This is a genomic window from Aquimixticola soesokkakensis (assembly GCF_900172375.1).
Lineage (GTDB): Bacteria > Pseudomonadota > Alphaproteobacteria > Rhodobacterales > Rhodobacteraceae > Aquimixticola > Aquimixticola soesokkakensis.
Genome location: NZ_FWFS01000001.1, coordinates 599,556 through 617,776, shown reverse-complemented (window position 1 = coordinate 617,776; position 18,221 = coordinate 599,556). Strand labels below are relative to the sequence as shown.

16 protein-coding genes are annotated in these 18,221 nt (G+C 61.7%); 13 read left to right on the top strand and 3 right to left on the bottom strand.

Features of this window, described 5'->3' with window-relative positions; all coding sequences use genetic code 11:
• Positions 1 to 263: hypothetical protein (locus tag AQS8620_RS17200; RefSeq protein ID WP_234990355.1), on the top strand; the 263-nt coding region annotated here is incomplete at its 5' end.
• On the opposite strand, the gene AQS8620_RS03015 is transcribed toward AQS8620_RS17200, so the two are convergent.
• From AQS8620_RS03015 to AQS8620_RS03005, 3 genes are all read right to left on the bottom strand, one after another.
• Positions 254 to 1,351, bottom strand: coding sequence for a quaternary amine ABC transporter ATP-binding protein (locus AQS8620_RS03015; RefSeq protein WP_085835318.1), 1,098 nt, complete (start codon positions 1,349 to 1,351; stop codon positions 254 to 256). The genes AQS8620_RS17200 and AQS8620_RS03015 overlap by 10 nt on opposite strands.
• The gene (locus AQS8620_RS03010; protein ID WP_085835317.1) at positions 1,344 to 2,231 is read right to left on the bottom strand and encodes an ABC transporter permease; all 888 of its coding nucleotides are present in this window, start codon (positions 2,229 to 2,231) and stop codon (positions 1,344 to 1,346) included. Before AQS8620_RS03010 ends, AQS8620_RS03015 begins: the two co-directional genes overlap by 8 nt.
• Before the next feature lie 86 nt (positions 2,232 to 2,317).
• A complete protein-coding gene (locus AQS8620_RS03005; protein ID WP_085835316.1) occupies positions 2,318 to 3,328 on the bottom strand; it encodes an ABC transporter substrate-binding protein in 1,011 nt (336 codons plus the stop codon).
• Between the two features lie 613 nt (positions 3,329 to 3,941).
• Between AQS8620_RS03005 and AQS8620_RS03000 the strand changes: the two genes are divergently transcribed.
• The 12 genes from AQS8620_RS03000 (at position 3,942) to AQS8620_RS02945 (ending at position 18,215) form a co-directional block, all read left to right on the top strand.
• On the top strand, positions 3,942 to 4,877 hold the full coding sequence (locus AQS8620_RS03000) for a sugar-binding transcriptional regulator (RefSeq protein ID WP_085835315.1): 936 nt from the start codon (positions 3,942 to 3,944) through the stop codon (positions 4,875 to 4,877).
• A gap of 178 nt (positions 4,878 to 5,055) precedes the next feature.
• The gene (locus AQS8620_RS02995; RefSeq protein ID WP_085835314.1) at positions 5,056 to 6,366 is read left to right on the top strand and encodes an ABC transporter substrate-binding protein; all 1,311 of its coding nucleotides are present in this window, start codon (positions 5,056 to 5,058) and stop codon (positions 6,364 to 6,366) included.
• Positions 6,367 to 6,612: 246 nt separating this feature from the next.
• On the top strand, positions 6,613 to 7,485 hold the full coding sequence (locus tag AQS8620_RS02990; protein WP_085835313.1) for a carbohydrate ABC transporter permease: 873 nt from the start codon (positions 6,613 to 6,615) through the stop codon (positions 7,483 to 7,485).
• Between the two features lie 12 nt (positions 7,486 to 7,497).
• Positions 7,498 to 8,328 carry a carbohydrate ABC transporter permease gene (locus AQS8620_RS02985; RefSeq protein ID WP_085835312.1) on the top strand — a complete coding sequence of 277 codons (831 nt, stop codon included), beginning with the start codon at positions 7,498 to 7,500 and terminating at the stop codon, positions 8,326 to 8,328.
• Between the two features lie 14 nt (positions 8,329 to 8,342).
• Positions 8,343 to 9,344: an ABC transporter ATP-binding protein gene (locus AQS8620_RS02980; RefSeq protein WP_085835311.1), complete on the top strand. Its 1,002-nt coding sequence runs from the start codon at positions 8,343 to 8,345 to the stop codon at positions 9,342 to 9,344.
• 50 nt (positions 9,345 to 9,394) lie between these two features.
• Complete coding sequence (locus AQS8620_RS02975; protein WP_085835310.1) at positions 9,395 to 10,873, top strand: mannitol dehydrogenase family protein; 1,479 nt, start codon at positions 9,395 to 9,397, stop codon at positions 10,871 to 10,873.
• Between the two features lie 34 nt (positions 10,874 to 10,907).
• The gene (locus AQS8620_RS02970; protein WP_200809579.1) at positions 10,908 to 11,588 is read left to right on the top strand and encodes an HAD family hydrolase; all 681 of its coding nucleotides are present in this window, start codon (positions 10,908 to 10,910) and stop codon (positions 11,586 to 11,588) included.
• 36 nt (positions 11,589 to 11,624) lie between these two features.
• The gene (locus AQS8620_RS02965) at positions 11,625 to 13,181 is read left to right on the top strand and encodes an FGGY-family carbohydrate kinase (RefSeq protein ID WP_085835308.1); all 1,557 of its coding nucleotides are present in this window, start codon (positions 11,625 to 11,627) and stop codon (positions 13,179 to 13,181) included.
• Positions 13,182 to 13,287: 106 nt separating this feature from the next.
• Complete coding sequence (locus AQS8620_RS02960; protein WP_085835307.1) at positions 13,288 to 15,081, top strand: ABC transporter transmembrane domain-containing protein; 1,794 nt, start codon at positions 13,288 to 13,290, stop codon at positions 15,079 to 15,081.
• 77 nt (positions 15,082 to 15,158) lie between these two features.
• Positions 15,159 to 15,596: a peptidoglycan-binding protein LysM gene (gene lysM, locus AQS8620_RS02955; protein ID WP_085835306.1), complete on the top strand. Its 438-nt coding sequence runs from the start codon at positions 15,159 to 15,161 to the stop codon at positions 15,594 to 15,596.
• Positions 15,597 to 15,890: 294 nt separating this feature from the next.
• On the top strand, positions 15,891 to 17,804 hold the full coding sequence (locus AQS8620_RS02950) for an acyl-CoA synthetase (protein ID WP_085835380.1): 1,914 nt from the start codon (positions 15,891 to 15,893) through the stop codon (positions 17,802 to 17,804).
• 192 nt (positions 17,805 to 17,996) lie between these two features.
• On the top strand, positions 17,997 to 18,215 hold the full coding sequence (locus AQS8620_RS02945) for a hypothetical protein (RefSeq protein WP_085835305.1): 219 nt from the start codon (positions 17,997 to 17,999) through the stop codon (positions 18,213 to 18,215).
• The last annotated feature ends 6 nt before the right edge of the window (positions 18,216 to 18,221 follow it).

Genomic DNA, 18,221 nt, shown 5'->3' with positions numbered 1-18,221 from the left:
CACCCCAAACGATAACAAAAACCACTTACCCACACCCCAAAGCGCAACTTTCGAAAAATCAAAACCAAACACACCAAATCACCCCCGAGTCACCAAAACAAAAATCACCAAATAAATCCAAAACAACCCACAACCGACTCGCCTCAAACACCCAAAAGTGGCGCCCACAAGCTGGCCGAGTCGCCCTCAAAAGCAAAAGGGCGACCCGCCGGGCCGCCCTTTTGTCGAAATCTGTCGGACTCGCCACCCAGCCTCAGGCGTAGCGCACGTCGTCCCCCTCGCTCAAACGCGGCGCAAGGGCGGCAATCGCATCGTCAAGACTGACAGAGCCCACCGTGACCCCCTTGGGGTTCACCACGTTGCACCGCCCGTTGGGGCTCTTGTGCAGCGCCGGCAAGGATTCCTCGATAGAGGTGCGGGTCGTCAGCGGCGCGCCCTGCCCGTCCGTCACATCGCGCTGCATGATCGAGCGGATGCGGATCACCTTGGCGCGGTTCACCTCCTTGATAAAGTCGGTGATGTAGTCATCCGCCGGAGACATGATGATGTTTTGCGGGTCGCCGGACTGGATGATTTCCCCGTCACGCAGGATCGCGATATTGTCGCCAATGTTGAGCGCCTCATCGAGATCATGGGTGATGAAGATAATCGTCTTGTGCAACTCGTCCTGAAGTTCGAGCAGGATCGACTGCATATCCGTGCGGATCAGCGGATCAAGCGCCGAGAAGGCTTCGTCCATCAACAGGATATCCGCATCGGTCGCCAGCGCGCGCGCCAGCCCCACACGTTGCTGCATGCCGCCCGACAGTTGTCCCGGATAGTAGTCCTCAAAGCCACCAAGCCCGACACGTTCCAGCCACTTGCGCGCACGCGCTTCGCCTTCGGCCTTGTCCACCCCTTGGATCTCGACCCCGTAAAGAGCGTTTTCCAGAACGGTGCGGTGCGGCAGCAGGCCGAACTTTTGAAACACCATCGACATCTTGAACCGCCGCAGATCGCGCAATTCCTTGTCGTCCATGGTCATCACATCGACACCGTCCACAAGGATCTCCCCGTCGGTGGGATCAATGAGGCGGTTGAGGTGGCGGATCAGCGTCGATTTCCCCGAGCCCGACAGGCCCATGATCACCTGAATCTTGTGGGCGGGAATATCGAGGTTGATGTTGCGCAGGCCAAGGACGTGATTGTCCTTTTCCAAAAGCTCCGCCTTGGTCATGCCTGCCTTTGCGTCGGCCAACACCTTTTCAGGGGTGTCGCCGAAAATCTTGTACAGGTTCTTGATCTGCACTTTGGGAGGCTGGTCCTCCTCGTCGTCGCGCAGCGAGGGGGGCGGTGTCACTTGATCAACCATGTCCATTCTCCCGATAGGATTGCAGGCGTTTGCCGTAGGTCTGGCTGACTCGGTCAAAAATGATCGCCAGCGCCACAATGGCCAGACCGTTCATCAAGCCCAGCGCAAGATATTGGTTGGAAATGGCACGCAGCACGGGCACACCAAGGCCTTGCACGCCGATCATCGAGGCAATCACCACCATCGACAGCGCCATCATGATGGTCTGGTTCACACCGGCGAAAATATTGGGCAGCGCCAGCGGGATCTGCACCCCGAACAGCTTTTCACGATTGGAGGCCCCGAACGCCGTTGCGGCCTCCATCACTTCGCGGTCCACAAGCCGGATGCCAAGGTTGGTCAGGCGCACGATGGGCGGCAGCGCGTAGATACATACCGCCAGAAGGCCCGGCACCTTGCCGATGCCCAGCAACATGACCACAGGGATCAGATAGACGAAGCTCGGAATGGTCTGCATCACATCCAGAACCGGCGTGATCAGGCTTTGGGCGCGGTTATAGCGCGCCATCAGAATGCCGATGGGAATGCCGATCGCGATACAGAGGAACGTCGCCACGGAAATAATGGCAAGCGTGGACATCGTGTCCTCCCACATGCCCATGACGCCGATCGCCAGAAACGCAAGGATCGCCCCTGTCGTGATTTTCCACGACCGCGAGCCAGCCCATGCGAGGGCGGCAATCACAAGGATGATGATCGGCCAGGGCGTGGCTTGGAGCAGTTTTTCAAACCAAACGAGGAATTTGAGAAGCGGATTAAAGAAGGCCTCGATCCCCTCGCCGTAAGCGCGGGTAAAATCGCGAAAATGGCCGTCTACGAATTGTCGGAACGCGCTAAGCTGGCTCCGGCCGAGTGAGGGAAATTCCTTCAGAAATTCCATGCATGGTTTCCTTTACATATAAGTGAGGGTCCGCGCTTGTTGCGCGAACCCCTTGAGCGGATCAAAGCCCGCCTGTCAGTGGACGCTTACAGGGCGTCTTTGATTTTCGCAGCGACCTCTTCGGACACCCAGGGCGTCCAGATGTCTTCTTGCGTTGCGAGGAACTCAAAGGCGGCGTCTTCACCGGTCGCCTGGTTTTCGCTCATATAGACCAGCATGCCGTTCATCACCTCACCGGGGAAGACACGGGTTTCAAAGTATTGCGCCGCGGGCCCCGCGTTTTCGATGAAATCATCGGTGGACACGGTTTGCACTTCGGACACGGTCCAAGCAGTGGGTTGGGGATCGGCGCAATCCTGTTCGGACAGGGCAACGCAGCCGTCCCAGTTTTCACGACCGGCAAATTCCGCCTCGAAGGGCAGCATCACCATTTCATATTTCCCGATGATGGACGTGGGCGACCAATAATAGCCAAACCAGTTTTCACCGCGCTCGGCAGCGCTTGCGAGCGAGCCATCAAGACCAGCGCCCGAACCCGGATCAACCAGAACCCAGCCTTTTTCTTCCATGTCGAACGCACGGAACAGGTTGGCGTTCACAAGCTGACAACCCCAACCGGCAGGGCAGCCGTAGAACGCGCCTTTGCTTTCGTCCTCGTCATAGGGGAAGAGGTCAGGGCGTTCGAGCAGCTTCTCGACCGTGTCCAGTTCAGGATATTCAGCGTGGAACGCGGGGGTGACCCACCAGCCTTCGCCCAGATCGGTGATCGGGCCTTCGTTGAGAGTGACAAGCGTGCCCTCTTCTTTGGCGGCCATCAGCGGATCGCGCACCGCGTTGATCCAAAGCTCGGGGGCCACATCGGGCTGTCCCTTTTCGGACATCGACGCGAAAGTCGTTGTCGTGGCGCCCGGCACCAAAGTCACGTCGCAGCCATAGCCTTCTTCAAGGATGATGGCGTCCACATTGGCCATCAGCTCGGCCGAGGCCCAGTCCATTTCGGCAATCGAAACTGCGCCACAGCTGTCTTGCGCCATTGCAGCGCCAGCAGACGCGATAAGGCCAAGCGCAGAAACTGCGCAGATTTTACGGATCGTCATTGGGAATTTCCCCCGTCGTTCGTTGGTTATCCTGAGGGCGCTCCGGATGGAACGCTTGCTGTCGGTCACCACCCGAATGGGCGATTTCTCCGTGCGGCCAAGGGGGCCGCTGTTCTCCCGGACGTGCCGGCGCTGCGCGACGGTCTTTAAGATCCCGCAGGATCCGCGTCGGGCACCCGTCAGATCACGCCTTGACCGAACCGGCCAAATCAGAACTCTGGGTCGCATGTGGTGCGAGAGAACGCACAGGGCAACTTTGCAGCCACCCGTCGGAGCATGTGCAAAAAAGAACACACTGGGATGCGAAATACAACGCAGAACTCGAATAAAGCACGGCGGTGAAGGTATGCCGTTCCCGCTTCGCGTCAAGAAAATAGCCGGTATTTTGCAAAAAATTCACTGAAACCAGAGGGGCATGCGCGCCCTCCCCTGTCGCCCCCACCCCGCCCCGCACGCGCGCCGTGACCCTACGTTACACGCGCGTGTCAGAAGGCCTTTCAGGGCGCCTGCGCGGGGCTGGCCGTCCGGCTTTGGCATAAAATTGCGCCATCCTCGCTGGAAATCTCCCCGGTTCCACGGCACAACAGGGAAAGACAGTCAGGGAGGCACACCGATGGAAAGTTCCAAACGTCTGGATGACGCGGCGCGGGCCGCTTGGCTTGCCCATATCGGTGGCAAAACCCAAGAAGAAATCGCGACCATTCTGGGCGTGTCGCGCCAGACCGCGCAGCGCCTCGTCAGTCAGGCGGTGCAGGCGGGCCTCGTCAAGGTACGCATTGACCATCCGATTGCGCGCTGTCTGGGCCTGGCCGAAGACCTCAAGGACCAGTTCGGGCTACGGGTGTGCGAAGTCGTGCCGACCCTGCCCGATACCTCCAGTTCCGCAGGCGTTGCCGAAGCCACCGGAAATATGATCGAAACCTGGCTGACCCGCGACACCGCTGCCATCATCGCCCTCGGGACGGGGCGCACCCTGCGGGCCGCGATTGCGCATTTGCCCGCGATCGACTGCGCCCAGCACCGGATCGTGTCGCTTACGGGCAATATCGCGCCCGATGGCTCGACCGCTTTTTACAACGTGCTGTTTTCAATCTCGGAAAAAGTTACCGCGAAGACCTACCCCATGCCCATGCCTGTCGTTGCCGCCTCCAGCGCCGAGCGCGACCTGTTGCTGGCGCAAAAAACCATCGCCAACACGCGCGCCCTGGGCTTGCGGGCCGATGTTGCCTTTGTCGGGGTTGGGGAAATGGCCCCCGGCGCGCCGCTGGTGCGCGACGGGTTTATCGGGGCCGATGAGGCCGAGCGCCTGGTCGAGGCGGGCGCCGTGGGCGAAATTCTGGGCTGGACCTTTGATGCCAGCGGCGCGCTGATCCAGGACCTGAGCAACGCGCGGGTCGCCTCGACCCTGCCACAGGCCACCGATTCCACTTTGGTGCTGGGCGCGGCAAAAGGCCTGAGCAAAGCGCGCGGCATTCACGCGGCAATCCTTGGCGGCCTGATCAACGGCCTGATCACCGACGAAGAAACCGCCGCCACATTGCTCGCGTAAATCATTTATTAATCTGTTGGTTAGCTCCATAGCACCTGCGTCTTGACGACGCCGGAGCGAAATCTTGTTGACAAGAGCCATGCGGGGATGTGAGTATTTGCTCAAGCTGGTAGCAATTGCCCAAACCTGAGGAGGGGCGGCAAGCGCACCACCGGCTCGATCTTTTTGGGAGGATACCATGAAAAGCATGACCCGCGCCCTGTTGGGCGCCACCGCAGTTGCCGCACTCGCAACCGCCGCATCTGCCGAAACGCTGACCATCGCCACCGTGAACAACGGTGACATGATCCGCATGCAGGGCCTGACCGAGGACTTTACCGCCCAGCACCCCGACATCGAGCTCGAATGGGTGACGCTGGAAGAAAACGTGCTGCGCCAGCGCGTCACCACCGACATCGCCACCAAAGGCGGTCAGTATGACGTGATGACCATCGGCACCTACGAGGCTCCGATCTGGGCCGCACAGGGCTGGCTGGTCCCGCTTGAAGACATGGGCGAAGACTATGATGTCGATGACATCCTGCCCGCGATCCGGTCTGGCCTGACCCATGACGGCAAACTCTATGCCGCGCCCTTCTATGCCGAAAGCTCCATGGTCATGTATCGCACAGACCTGATGGAAAAAGCCGGTCTTGAAATGCCCGACGCCCCCACCTGGGATTTCATCAAGGAAGCTGCGGCCGCAATGACCGACAAAGAGGGCGAGGTCTACGGGATCTGCCTGCGCGGCAAAGCCGGCTGGGGCGAAAACATGGCCTTCCTCACCGCCATGTCCAACTCCTACGGCGCCCGCTGGTTCGACGAAGAGTGGAACCCGCAGTTTGACGGCGAGGCATGGAAAGCAACGCTGACCGATTACCTCGACCTGATGAACAACTACGGCCCTCCCGGTGCCTCGGGCAACGGGTTCAACGAAAACCTGTCGCTGTTCCAGACCGGCAAATGCGGCATGTGGATCGACGCAACCGTTGCAGCCTCTTTCGTGACCAACCCCAACGACAGCCAGGTCGCTGACAACGTGGGCTTTGCCCTTGCGCCCGATAACGGCCTTGGCAAGCGCGGCAACTGGCTGTGGGCTTGGAACCTCGCCATCCCTGCGGGCACCGAAAAAGCCGATGCCGCCAAAGAGTTCGTCGCTTGGGCCACCTCCAAGCATTACACCGAACTGGTTGCGGCCAAAGACGGTTGGGCCAACGTTCCCCCGGGCACCCGTCAGTCGCTCTATGAGACCCCCGAGTATATCGAGGTCCCCTTTGCGATGATGACGCTCCAGTCGATCAACTCGGCTGACCCGACCAACCCGACCGTGGACCCCGTGCCCTACACCGGCGTCCAGTTCGTGGCGATCCCCGAGTTCCAGGGCCTCGGCACTGCCGTCGGCCAGCAGTTCTCGGCGGCCCTCGCAGGCCAGATGTCCGCAGAAGACGCGCTTGCTGCGGCCCAGTCGCTCACCGAGCGTGAGATGAAGAAAGCCGGCTACATCAAGTAAGCCCGTTTTCGGACCCTCCGCGGCAGGGGTGCTTCCCCGCCCCTGCCGCACCTGCACCGTCCGGAAAATGACCAGTCCGGACGGTGTTCTTCTCCCCCTCTGCCTGTGTGCTCTCTTGCGCGCCCTCTATGCATCTTGTCCGGCAGCGGCCTGCGGTGTGTTCAACGCCCCAGCCCCCTGCCAACCGAGACTGACCCTCGCCCCCGATTGACCTGACCCGACTACGCCCGAAAGGAGCCGTCCACGATGGCGACCGAACATTCAAAATCCGCCGCGCGGTTCATGATCGCCCCCTCTGTCTTGCTGTTGATGGCCTGGATGGTGATCCCGCTGGGCATGACCCTGTGGTTTTCCTTCCAACGCTACAACCTGTTGATGCCGGGGATGGAAACCTTCGCCGGCTGGGATAACTACTACTACTTTTTGACCGATCCCGCCTTTACCGCCGCGCTGTTCAACACGCTGTTCCTCGTGGTCGGCGTTCTGGTGATCACGGTTGTCGGCGGCGTGCTTCTGGCCCTGCTGCTGGATCAGGATTTCTGGGGCCAGGGCGTGGTGCGCATCCTGACCATTGCGCCGTTCTTTGTCATGCCGACCGTCTCGGCGCTGGTCTGGAAGAACATGTTCATGAACCCCGTGAACGGTCTGTTTGCCCATCTGTTCAAGGCACTCGGCCTGCAGCCCTTTGATTTTCTGTCCCAAGCGCCGCTGATGTCGATCATCGTCATCGTAAGCTGGGCATGGCTTCCCTTTGCCACGCTGATCCTGCTCACGGCGATGCAGTCGCTGGACAGCGAACAGATCGAAGCCGCCGAAATGGACGGTGCGGGCTATCTGTCGCGCTTTTTCTATATCGTGGTGCCCCACCTCAGCCGCGCGGCCACCGTTGTGATCCTGATCGAAACCATCTTTTTGCTGTCGGTCTTTGCCGAAATCCTTGTGACCACGAACGGCGGCCCGGGATATGCCTCGACCAACCTCACCTACCTCATCTATGCCCAGTCGCTGTTGCAATATGACGTCGGCATGGGTGCCGCCGGTGGCGTCGTCGCCATCATCCTCGCCAACATCGTTGCCTTCTTCCTGATGCGGATGATCGGCAAGAACCTCGACGCGTAAGGAGGCACATCCATGGCCCGTAAAACCACCGCAACCCGCAAAGCCGGCGTCACGGCCCTCGCGTGGATCATCGCTCTGGTCATCTTCTTTCCCATCCTGTGGACGGTGCTGACCAGTTTCAAAACCGAAGCCGTCGCCATCGCCGACCCGCCCGTCTGGTTCAACTTCGACTGGACGTTGGAAAACTACGCCACCGTGCAGGAGCGTTCCAACTACGCACGCCACTTCATGAACTCTGTGATCATTTCGCTCGGCTCTACGTTGCTCGGCCTGTTGATCGCGGTGCCCGCCGCCTGGGCCATGGCCTTTGTGCCGGGCAAGCGCACCAAAGATGTGCTGATGTGGATGCTGTCCACGAAAATGATGCCCGCCGTGGGTGTGTTGATCCCGATCTACCTGCTGTTTCGCAACCTCGGCCTGCTCGATACGCGTTCCGGTCTGGTCGTCGTCCTGATGCTTATGAACCTGCCGATCATCATCTGGATGCTCTACACCTACTTCAAGGAAATCCCTGGCGAAATCCTTGAGGCAGCACGGATGGACGGGGCGAACCTGCGCAACGAAATCATCTATGTCCTGACGCCCATGGCCGTCCCCGGCATCGCCTCCACGCTCCTGCTCAACGTGATCCTTGCGTGGAACGAAGCCTTCTGGACACTCAACCTGACAGCGGCCAAAGCCGCCCCGCTTACCGCCTTCATCGCGTCGTATTCCTCGCCGGAAGGCCTGTTCTACGCCAAGCTTTCGGCGGCCTCGACCATGGCCATTGCGCCGATCATGATCCTCGGCTGGTTCAGCCAGAAACAACTCGTGCGTGGCCTCACCTTCGGCGCCGTGAAATAAGGAGACCCTGACCAATGGGCAGCATTACCCTCAAACAAGTGACCAAAAGCTTCGGCGACGTTCAGGTCATCCCCCCGCTCGATCTGGAAATCCACGACGGCGAATTCGTGGTCTTTGTCGGCCCCTCGGGCTGCGGCAAATCCACCCTGTTGCGCCTGATCGCCGGGCTTGAGGATGTGTCCTCGGGCCAGATCGACATCGACGGCACCAATGCCACCGATGCATCGCCCGCCAAACGCGGTCTTGCGATGGTGTTCCAGTCCTATGCGCTCTACCCGCATATGTCGGTGCGCAAGAACATCGCCTTCCCGATGAAGATGGCGGGCATGGCGCAGGACGAACAGGACCGCCGGATCAAGAACGCCGCCGATGTGCTGAACCTTACCGACTATCTGGACCGCCGACCGGGCCAATTGTCGGGCGGTCAGCGCCAGCGGGTTGCGATTGGCCGCGCGATTGTGCGCGAACCCTCGGCCTTCCTCTTTGACGAGCCGCTCTCGAACCTCGATGCGGCGCTGCGCGTCAACATGCGCGCCGAGATTTCCGACCTGCACCGCACGCTGGCAACCACAATGGTCTATGTGACCCACGATCAGGTAGAAGCCATGACCATGGCCGACAAGATCGTCGTGCTGCGCGCGGGCAACATCGAACAGGTCGGCAGCCCGCTCGAACTTTACGAGCGCCCGCGCAACCGTTTTGTCGCCGGTTTCATCGGTTCGCCCAAGATGAACTTTGTCGAAGGGGCAGAGGCCGCAAAACATGATGCCCATGCCATCGGCGTGCGCCCGGAACACATCACCCTGTCCAAAACCGAAGGTCCGTGGTCGGGCACTGTGGGTCTGGCCGAACACCTTGGCTCGGACACCTTCCTGCGCATCCATTCTGCGCAATTGGGTGAGTTGAACGTGCGCACCATCGGCGACTTCCAGGTCAAACACGGCGACACGGTTTACATGACGCCGGATCTGACCCGCCTGCACCGCTTCGACGCTGCCGGTCTCGCCCTTTACTAAAAACGGCCTGCGCCCTGTGCGGCGCGGCCCCCGCTTTTCAGGGATTGCCCATGTTTACGCCTCTCTCGCTTGCCATGCTCGACCGTCTGCCCCCAGCCGTCGCGCGCCCGTCCTACGCCCGCAGTGATCTGAGCGCGGGCATCCTGCACTTTGGCGTGGGCAACTTCCACCGCGCCCATCAGGCGGTCTACCTTGATGCCCTGTTCAACAAAGGTCTGGGGCAGGATTTCGCGCTGGTTGGCGCGGGCGTGATGGCCGCCGATGCGCGGGCGCGCGACATTCTGGCGTCCCAGGACTACCTGTGCTGCGTTGTCGCCCAGGAAGCCGACAGCGCCGAGGCCCGCGTCACCGGCGCCATGATCGACTATCTTGAGGCGGGCAACGCCGCCGAAATCATTGCCAAACTGAGCGACCCTGCGATCAAGATTGCCTCGATGACCATCACCGAGGGCGGCTATTTCATCAATGCCGAGACCGACCGCTTTGACCCCGCCCATCCTGCCATTGTGGCCGATGCCGCGCAGCCCGATGCCCCCAAAACCGTCTTTGGCATGCTGGTTGCCGGTCTCAAGGCCCGCCGCGATGCCGGTCTTGCGCCCTTTACCGTCATGTCCTGCGACAACATCCCCCACAACGGCCATGTCGCCCAGAACGCTGTGGCAGGCCTTGCGCGCCTCAGCGATCCTGCGCTTGCCGAGTGGATCGAGGCCAATGTGGCCTTCCCCAACGGCATGGTCGACCGCATCACCCCCGCCACCTCCGAGCGCGAGCGCAAAATCGCCGCCGAAGAGTTCGGCGTGGCCGATCAGTGGCCGGTGTTTTGCGAAGATTACATCCAGTGGGTGCTCGAAGATAACTTCCCCCAAGGCCGCCCGCCGCTGGAAGACGTCGGTGTGCAATTCGTCGAGGACGTGCAACCCTTCGAGTTGATGAAGCTGCGGATTTTGAACGGCGGCCACGCGGTCATCGCCTATCCTGCGGGGCTGATGGACATCCATTTCGTGCATGAGGCAATGGAAAACCCGCTTGTCGCCGCCTTTCTTGCGCGCATCGAGAATGAAGAAATCATCCCCGCTGTCCCGCCGGTGCCCGACACGAATCTGGACGACTACTTTGCCCTGATCCAGCGCCGCTTTGCCAATCCCAAAATCGGGGACACGGTGCGCCGCCTCTGTCTGGACGGCTCCAATCGCCAGCCCAAATTCATCGTGCCGACCATCGCCGACAGCCTCAAAGCGGGCGGCAAGATCGAAGGTCTGGCGCTGGAGTCGGCCCTGTGGTGTCGTTACTGCGCGGGGGTCACCGACTCCGGTGCGGTGATCGACCCCAACGATCCCAATTGGGACGCGCTTGTGCCCGTCGCCACGGCGGCAAAAACCAACCCGCAGGCATGGCTCGACATGGGCGAGGTTTACGGCGACGTCGGCAAGGACGCGCGGTTTGCGCAAAGCTTTGCCAAATGGCTGGGCCTGCTGTGGGAAACCGGCACGGCCGCCACATTGACCCGCTACATCGACACAGGGCACTAAGCACAGGATGGGGCAGGAGCGGCAGGCAGATCTGGTGATCTTCGATTGCGACGGGGTGCTGGTGGACAGCGAACCGCTGGCCATCGCTGAGCTGCGCGATTTGCTGAGCGAACTGGGCTGCGCCCTTTCCGAAGCCGAGGCCTACGACCGCCTGTTGGGACGCTCCGTAGACACGATGCGCGCAACCCTGTCCCAAAGCTTTGGGATAACTTTGTCGGATGCGCATCTGGCACAGTTTCGCGGCCGGCTGTTTGACCGGCTGACCCGTGATCTCACCGCGATCCCGGGTGTGCGCGACATGATTGCGCGCCTTGACGTGCCGGTCTGCGTGGCCTCCTCCAGCCATCCCGACCGCATTGCGCTTTCGCTTGAAAAGACCGGCCTTGCAGACAGTTTTGGCCCGCGGGTCTTTTCCGCGACGATGGTTAAACACGGCAAACCCGCGCCTGATCTGTTCCTGCACGCCGCAGCGCAAATGGCCACGCCGCCCGCGCGCTGTATCGTCGTCGAAGACAGCCCGGCCGGCATCACCGCTGCGCGCGCCGCTGGCATGACGGTGCTGGGGTTCACCGGCGGCAGCCACGCGCTGGCCGCGAACCTCGAGGCCCAGATGCTGGACTGCGACACACCGCGTCCCGATGCGATATGCCCCACAATGGCCGCGCTCGAAATTCACCTTGCGCAGTGGCTGGCCCCGCAGCCAAACTCGTTTTAAGCTGGGCACCAAGGCCACGGGAGAGGGCACGAACGCATGAGATTTCTGGCTGCCGTGGACGTCGGGACCACCAGCGCACGCGCGGGCATTTTCGATGTCTCCGGCGCGCTGTTGGCGCGGGCTGTGTCGCCGATCCGGCTCTGGATGCAGGACGGACAACAGGCTGAACACGCCTCGCAAGACATCTGGCGTGCCGTCTGCACCGCGATGCAGGCTGCCCTGAACGACAGCGGCGTGGCCCCTGAAACCGTCCTTGGCCTTGCCTTTGATGCGACCTGTTCGCTGGTGCTGCGCGATCAAAATGACGCCCCCCTTGCCTTGGGTCCGGACGGGCGCGACACGATCGCCTGGTTCGATCACCGCGCGGCCACCGAAGCGCGGACGCTGACGCAGGCCAACCACCCGCTGGTGCGCAGCAGTGGTGGCGCGATCTCTCCCGAGTTGCAAATTCCCAAACTCGCGTGGCTGCGCAACGCCCGTCCCGATCTGTGGGCGCAGCTTGGCGGCGCCTATGATCTGGCGGATTTTCTGGCCTATCGCGCCACGGGCCGCCCGGCGCGCTCGGCCTCGGTGCTGGCCGCGAAATGGGGCTGGGACGCGCAAACGGGCTGGCAGGACGGATGGTTTCGCGATGCGGGTCTGGCCGACATGCGCCACCGCGCGGGGCTGAAATCCGACGTGGTGGCGCTTGGCGCGCCCATCGCCCGCCTCAGCGCCCAAGCCGCCACCGATCTGGGTCTGACGGCGCACTGCATGGTCGCGGCGGGGGCGGTCGATGCCTTTGCCGGCGCGCTGGCGACCCTCGGTCCGCATAAAACCCGTGGTCTGGCGTTGATCGGCGGCACCTCGACCTGCGTGATGGGGCTGTCGCGCACGCCTCTCGCCTCGCAGGGTCTGTGGGGGCCGTTCTACGGCACGGTCCTGCCCGATCACTACGCCTGCGAAGGGGGGCAATCCTCCTCCGGTGCGCTGCTGGATCACGTGATCCGTCTCTATGGAAATTGCGAACCCTCCCCCGATCTGCACACGGCCCTTGCGCGCGAAATCAACGACTGCCTTGCGCAGTATGGGCAGGATTGGGGCAATGAAATCAACGTTCTGCCCGATTTCAACGGCAGGCGCTCCCCCAACCCCGACCCGATGGCGCGCGGATTGATCACCGGCCTGTCGCTGGAAAGCGGACGGGGGTCCTTACGCAAAATCTACTGGCGCACCGCTGTGGCTTTGGCCTTGGGGCTGCGCGAAATCGTGTCGGGCATGGGGAAAACCGGCTTTGATGTCAGCCGCCTGCATCTGGCGGGGGGCCATGCCCGCAGCCCACTGCTGGTGCAGACCTATGCCGATGCCCTTGCGACCCCGCTTGACGTCGCCGCCGCGCAAGACACCATGCTTTTGGGCAGCGCGATGCTGGCCGCCACGGGCGCGGGTCTGTTTGACGACCTCGCCGCCGCAAGTGTCGGCATGCAGCAGCCCCATTTCAGCGTTGCACCAGAGCCTGCCGGCGTTGCCGCGCGCAGCCGCGACTTCGCGGTCTTTTGCACGCTGCGCCAGTTTCAGGCGACGCTCACCCGCCCCGAGCCTGAGCGCATTTGACGCAAGGCTGCGACGCGCTTTAAGCGCAGTTTCGCACCGGCGCCGGTTGCCCCCCGCCCCCCCTGTGTCTATCACAGACGCAACACGGGCAATACGAGGTACACCCATGGCTGACCGGACCCTTCAAGACGCCGCCGAGCGCGAGAAATCCAAACGGATCAGTGCTCTGGGCGGGCTGTGGCCCTACATCACCCCCTACAAACGCCTGCTGGTTGCCGCCTTTGTTGCGCTGGTTCTGACCGCCTGTATTTCGCTGATCCTCCCCATCGCGGTGCGCCGCGTGGTGGACGGGTTTCAGGCCAGCGAAACCCTCATGCTCGACAATTATTTCGGCGCGGCGCTTGCGATTGCGCTGCTGCTCGCGCTTGGCACGGGGCTGCGCTACTATCTTGTGACACGGTTGGGCGAACGGGTGGTCACCGACATCCGCAAGGCCGTTTTCGCCCGGATGGTGCGCATGTCGCCCGCGTTTTTCGAAAATATCATGACGGGCGAAGTCCTGTCGCGCATCACCACCGATACCACGCTGATCCTGAGCGTGATCGGATCGTCGATTTCGGTGGCCCTGCGCAACGTGTTGATTTTCCTTGGCGGGCTGGTGCTGATGCTCTTTACCTCCGCCAAGCTTACGGGCTTGGTGCTGTTGATTGTGCCGGTTGTGATCATCCCGATCGTCGTGCTTGGGCGGCGCTTGCGCAAGCTCAGCCGCGAGAACCAGGAATGGATCGCCAATTCGTCGGGCAATGCCTCCGAGGCGCTCCTGTCCGCGCAGACCGTTCAGGCCTTCACGGCCGAAAGCGCCACCACCGCCCGCTTTGACACGGTGACGGAAAAAAGCTTTGACTCCGCGCGCATCCGCATCGGCACCCGCGCCGCGATGACGGTCATCGTGATTGCGCTGATTTTCTCGGGCGTTGTCGGCGTGCTGTGGATCGGCGCACGCGATGTCAGCGGCAACACGATGAGCGTCGGCGAATTGGTACAATTCGTGATCTACGCGATCATGGTCGCCGGTGCCGTTGGGGCGCTGTCCGAGATTTGGGGTGAATTGCAGCGCGCGGCGGGCGCGACAGAACGGCTGATGGAATTGCTCAGCGCCACGGATAGTGTCACCGACCCCGCCAAGCCCCAGCAACTCGCCCGCCCCGTGCGCGGCGACATCCGCTTTGAGGGCGTGCGGTTTTCCTACCCCTCGCGCCCCGAAACCTCGGCGCTCGATCACATCGACCTGCATATCGCCGCGGGTGAAACGGTTGCGCTTGTCGGGCCCTCGGGCGCGGGCAAATCGACGATCATCCAGTTGCTGCAACGGTTTTACGATCCGCAGGCGGGGCGCATCACGCTGGACGGAATCCCCCTGCCCGAGCTGGCGCGAGCCGACTTTCGCCAGTTTCTGGCGCTTGTGCCCCAGGATCCGGTCATTTTCGCGGCCTCGGCGCGCGATAACATCCGCTTTGGCCGCCCCGAGGCCACCGATGCAGAGGTCGAAGCCGCCGCAAGGGCCGCAGCCGCCTATGATTTTCTTGCTGCCCTGCCGCAAGGGTTTGACACCTATGTGGGCGAACGCGGGATCATGCTGTCGGGGGGGCAAAAACAACGCATCGCCATTGCCCGCGCCATTCTGCGCGACACGCCGGTCTTGCTGCTGGACGAAGCCACATCGGCGCTGGATGCCGAAAGCGAGCGCCTGGTTCAGGGGGCTGTGGACGATATGGCCCGCAGCCGCACCACCCTGATCGTGGCGCACCGCTTGGCCACGGTGAAAAAGGCCGATCGCATCGTGGTTTTCGACGCCGGCCGCATCGTGGCCCAAGGCACGCATGCCGCATTGGTGGCCGAGGGCGGACTTTATGCGCGCCTTGCAAAGCTACAGTTTACAGACGGTGCAGGCGCGGCATAACCTGCACACAGACCGACACATTTGCTGCCCTACCTCACATTTTCATCGGGTGGCTTTGAGACAAAGGATAATCAAAAATGGGCATTTTTAGCTTCGTCAAAGACGCAGGAAAATCACTTTTCAACAAGGAAAAATCCCAGGCCGCGCCCCAAAAGGACGCGCTGCTTGCCGAACTTGAGGCGCTCGGGCTGGAAGCCGATGGCATGGATATCGCCGTCGAAGGCGACACGGTCAAACTGAGCGGCACCGCCAAAGACCAGGAAACCAAGGAAAAGGTCATTCTGGCGGTCGGCAATGTCGAAGGGATCGCAGCGGTGCAAGACGACGTCCCCGGAGACGAGGCGGTGTATCACGATGTCAAAAAAGGCGACACGCTTTGGGCGATTGCCAAGGACGCGCTGGGCAATGGCAACCGCTACATGGAAATCTTTGATGCCAACAAACCCATGTTGAGCCACCCCGACAAAATCTACCCCGGTCAGAAACTGCGCATCCCCCAAGATACCAGCGCCTGACCCGCGCAGCTCAAGCGATCGCAACACCCCGAGGGCATGGCGCAGGTCATGCCCTTTTTGCGTGTGTCGCCCTGATTTTGCCCGCTCTTGAGAAGCGCGCGCACAGGCGGTATCCTGAGACATCAGGTTTTACGTTGCGTTTCAGTCGCAGGCTTGCCCTTGCGCGGATGCGGCCCTGCCGCCATCCTGATCCACAGGAGAGACGGTTTGCGTCAGCAAGCCGATATGGGAGGAAATGAAATGGAACGTCTGACCCAAGGGGCCACAGACTTTGCGTCTGCGTCGGTCGCCACCATGCCGGCGGCAAGTTTCAAGAACCGCGCGGATCGCGATGCAATCGAGGCCGAAATGCCATGGGAGTCGCGCGATCTGCCGCGCACCATGTATGAATTCATCACATCGACCAAGGACCGCTTTCCCGAGCGACCCGCGATGTCCTACCAGTTGCTGTCAGACCCCAAAGCCCCCGCCGAGACCCTCACCTGGGCACAGTTCCACGCGCGCAGCGTGCAGGCGGCAAACCTGTTTCGCAGCCTTGGCGTGAGCGAGGGCGACACCATCGCCTACATCATGCCCAATTGCACCGAGACCGCTGTCACCTTTGTCGGCGGGATGATTGCGGGGATCGTCAACCCGATCAACCCGCTGCTCGAGGCCGAACAAATGGCCTCTATCCTGCGCGAAACCAAAGCCAAGGTGGTTGTCACGCTGCGCGCCTTCCCCAAGACGGATGTGGCGCAAAAGGTCGCCGCTGCCATCAAGGACGCGCCCGGGGTAACGGCCGTGCTTGAGGTCGATCTGCTGCGCTACCTCACGCCCCCCAAAAGCTGGATCGTGCCGCTGGTGCGCCCCAAGAACCCCGGAGCGCACGCGCATCATGCCGAGGTGCTGGATTTCAACAAATCCTGCGATTTGCAGCCCGAGACCCTCGCCTTTGCCGATAGCGCGGGCGACCGCGTTGCCGCCTATTTCCACACCGGCGGAACCACCGGCATGCCCAAGGTCGCGCAGCATAAATACAGCGGCATGGTCTACAACGGCTGGCTTGGCGCCAAGCTTCTGTTTGACGAAAAAGACGTGCTGATGTGCCCGCTGCCACTGTTTCACGTCTTTGCCTGCCACGTCATTTTCATGGCCATGATCGCCTCGGGCGCGCAGGGGATTTTCCCCACCCCTGCTGGCTATCGCGGCGACGGGGTATTCGACAACTTCTGGAAGCTGGTCGAGCGCTGGAAAGTGACCTTTGTCATCACCGTGCCCACGGCGCTCTCGGCGCTGATGCAGCGCCCGATCAACGCGGATATTTCCACGATCAAAACGGCGTTTTCGGGGTCCTCCCCGCTGCCGCTGGAATTGTTCCGCCGTTTTGAGGCGGCCACGGGCGTGGCCATCGTCGAGGGCTACGGCCTTACCGAAGCGACCTGCCTTGTGTCGTGCAACCCGCCCTCGGGCGCCAAGAAGATCGGCTCTGTCGGCATTCCCTTGCCCTATTGCGAGGTCAAAATTCTCAAGTCCGGCCCCGAGGGTCCAATGGCCTGCGCCACCGATGAGGTCGGGGAAATCTGCGTCTCGAGTCCGGGGGTTTTCGCCGGATCGACCTACACCGAGGTCGATAAAAACCGCGACCTCTTCCACAACGAACTCTACCTGCGCACCGGCGATCTGGGCCGCATTGACGACGAGGGCTATCTCTACATTACCGGCCGCGCCAAGGATCTGATCATCCGCGGCGGGCACAACATCGACCCTGCGGTGATCGAGGAAGCGCTGGCGGGCCATTCTGCGGTCGCAATGGCCGGTGCCATCGGGCAACCGGATGCGCATTCGGGCGAACTGCCCTGCGCCTTTGTCGAACTGGTGGCTGGCGCAACCGTCACCCCGGACGAGTTGATGGACTATGCGCGCACCCACATCACCGAGCGCGCGGCCCTTCCCAAACATATCGACATCCTCGCAGAGCTGCCCAAAACCGCCGTAGGCAAAGTGTTCAAACCTGCGCTGCGCAAACAGGCGATCACGCGGGTCTTTGATGCTGCCTTTGCCCAAGCGGGCCTTGAAGCGCGGGTCCGGGAGGTGATTGACGATCGCAAACGCGGGTTGGTCGCGCGGATCGATGCGCAGGACGATCTGGCGGCGGTCGAGGCTCTTTTGTGCAAGTTTACCGTGGCTTGGGAGCCCGCGCCGAAAGACGATCACATGTCCGCGTAAATCTGTGCAAACAGTTTACCAAAAAAGTGGGAACATTAGGCCCATCTCAACCATTCCTGAGCCATGATTTCGCCATGCTTCGAGCGCCATTCTGCCCCAACGGGCAAGACGCCCAAGGTGACACGATCAATCACGGATCGCGCAGGATCGGACATTTGATCCCTGCCTGATCCGCCAGACAGGAGATCAGGAATGGTTATTGGGCTTACGGTTTTTGCTTTGGCGTTCGGTGTGATGGGGCTCGCGGGGGCCCTCACGGCCGGACTGCCGGTCTGGGCGGCTTTACTGGCCTATATGGTCCTCGGCTCGCTCACGCTGCTCGTTTCAGCTTTGGGGGTATACGGCCTGTCGCAGATGCGTCACACACAGCGCCCCGCGTCCTACCCCCGCCTGCGCCAGATCGAGCACTGACTGCCT

What these genes read in the sequence shown, in the direction of transcription:
- AQS8620_RS02990 (WP_085835313.1), top strand. Translation starts at nt 6,613, where the DNA reads ATGGCGACCGAACATTCAAAATCCGCCGCGCGGTTCATGATCGCCCCC.
- AQS8620_RS03000 (WP_085835315.1), top strand. Translation starts at nt 3,942, where the DNA reads ATGGAAAGTTCCAAACGTCTGGATGACGCGGCGCGGGCCGCTTGGCTT.
- AQS8620_RS02945 (WP_085835305.1), top strand. Translation starts at nt 17,997, where the DNA reads ATGGTTATTGGGCTTACGGTTTTTGCTTTGGCGTTCGGTGTGATGGGG.
- AQS8620_RS02995 (WP_085835314.1), top strand. Translation starts at nt 5,056, where the DNA reads ATGAAAAGCATGACCCGCGCCCTGTTGGGCGCCACCGCAGTTGCCGCA.
- AQS8620_RS02965 (WP_085835308.1), top strand. Translation starts at nt 11,625, where the DNA reads ATGAGATTTCTGGCTGCCGTGGACGTCGGGACCACCAGCGCACGCGCG.
- AQS8620_RS02960 (WP_085835307.1), top strand. Translation starts at nt 13,288, where the DNA reads ATGGCTGACCGGACCCTTCAAGACGCCGCCGAGCGCGAGAAATCCAAA.
- AQS8620_RS03010 (WP_085835317.1), bottom strand. Translation starts at nt 2,231, where the DNA reads ATGGAATTTCTGAAGGAATTTCCCTCACTCGGCCGGAGCCAGCTTAGC.
- AQS8620_RS02980 (WP_085835311.1), top strand. Translation starts at nt 8,343, where the DNA reads ATGGGCAGCATTACCCTCAAACAAGTGACCAAAAGCTTCGGCGACGTT.
- AQS8620_RS02975 (WP_085835310.1), top strand. Translation starts at nt 9,395, where the DNA reads ATGTTTACGCCTCTCTCGCTTGCCATGCTCGACCGTCTGCCCCCAGCC.
- AQS8620_RS03015 (WP_085835318.1), bottom strand. Translation starts at nt 1,351, where the DNA reads ATGGTTGATCAAGTGACACCGCCCCCCTCGCTGCGCGACGACGAGGAG.
- AQS8620_RS02950 (WP_085835380.1), top strand. Translation starts at nt 15,891, where the DNA reads ATGCCGGCGGCAAGTTTCAAGAACCGCGCGGATCGCGATGCAATCGAG.
- lysM (WP_085835306.1), top strand. Translation starts at nt 15,159, where the DNA reads ATGGGCATTTTTAGCTTCGTCAAAGACGCAGGAAAATCACTTTTCAAC.
- AQS8620_RS02985 (WP_085835312.1), top strand. Translation starts at nt 7,498, where the DNA reads ATGGCCCGTAAAACCACCGCAACCCGCAAAGCCGGCGTCACGGCCCTC.
- AQS8620_RS03005 (WP_085835316.1), bottom strand. Translation starts at nt 3,328, where the DNA reads ATGACGATCCGTAAAATCTGCGCAGTTTCTGCGCTTGGCCTTATCGCG.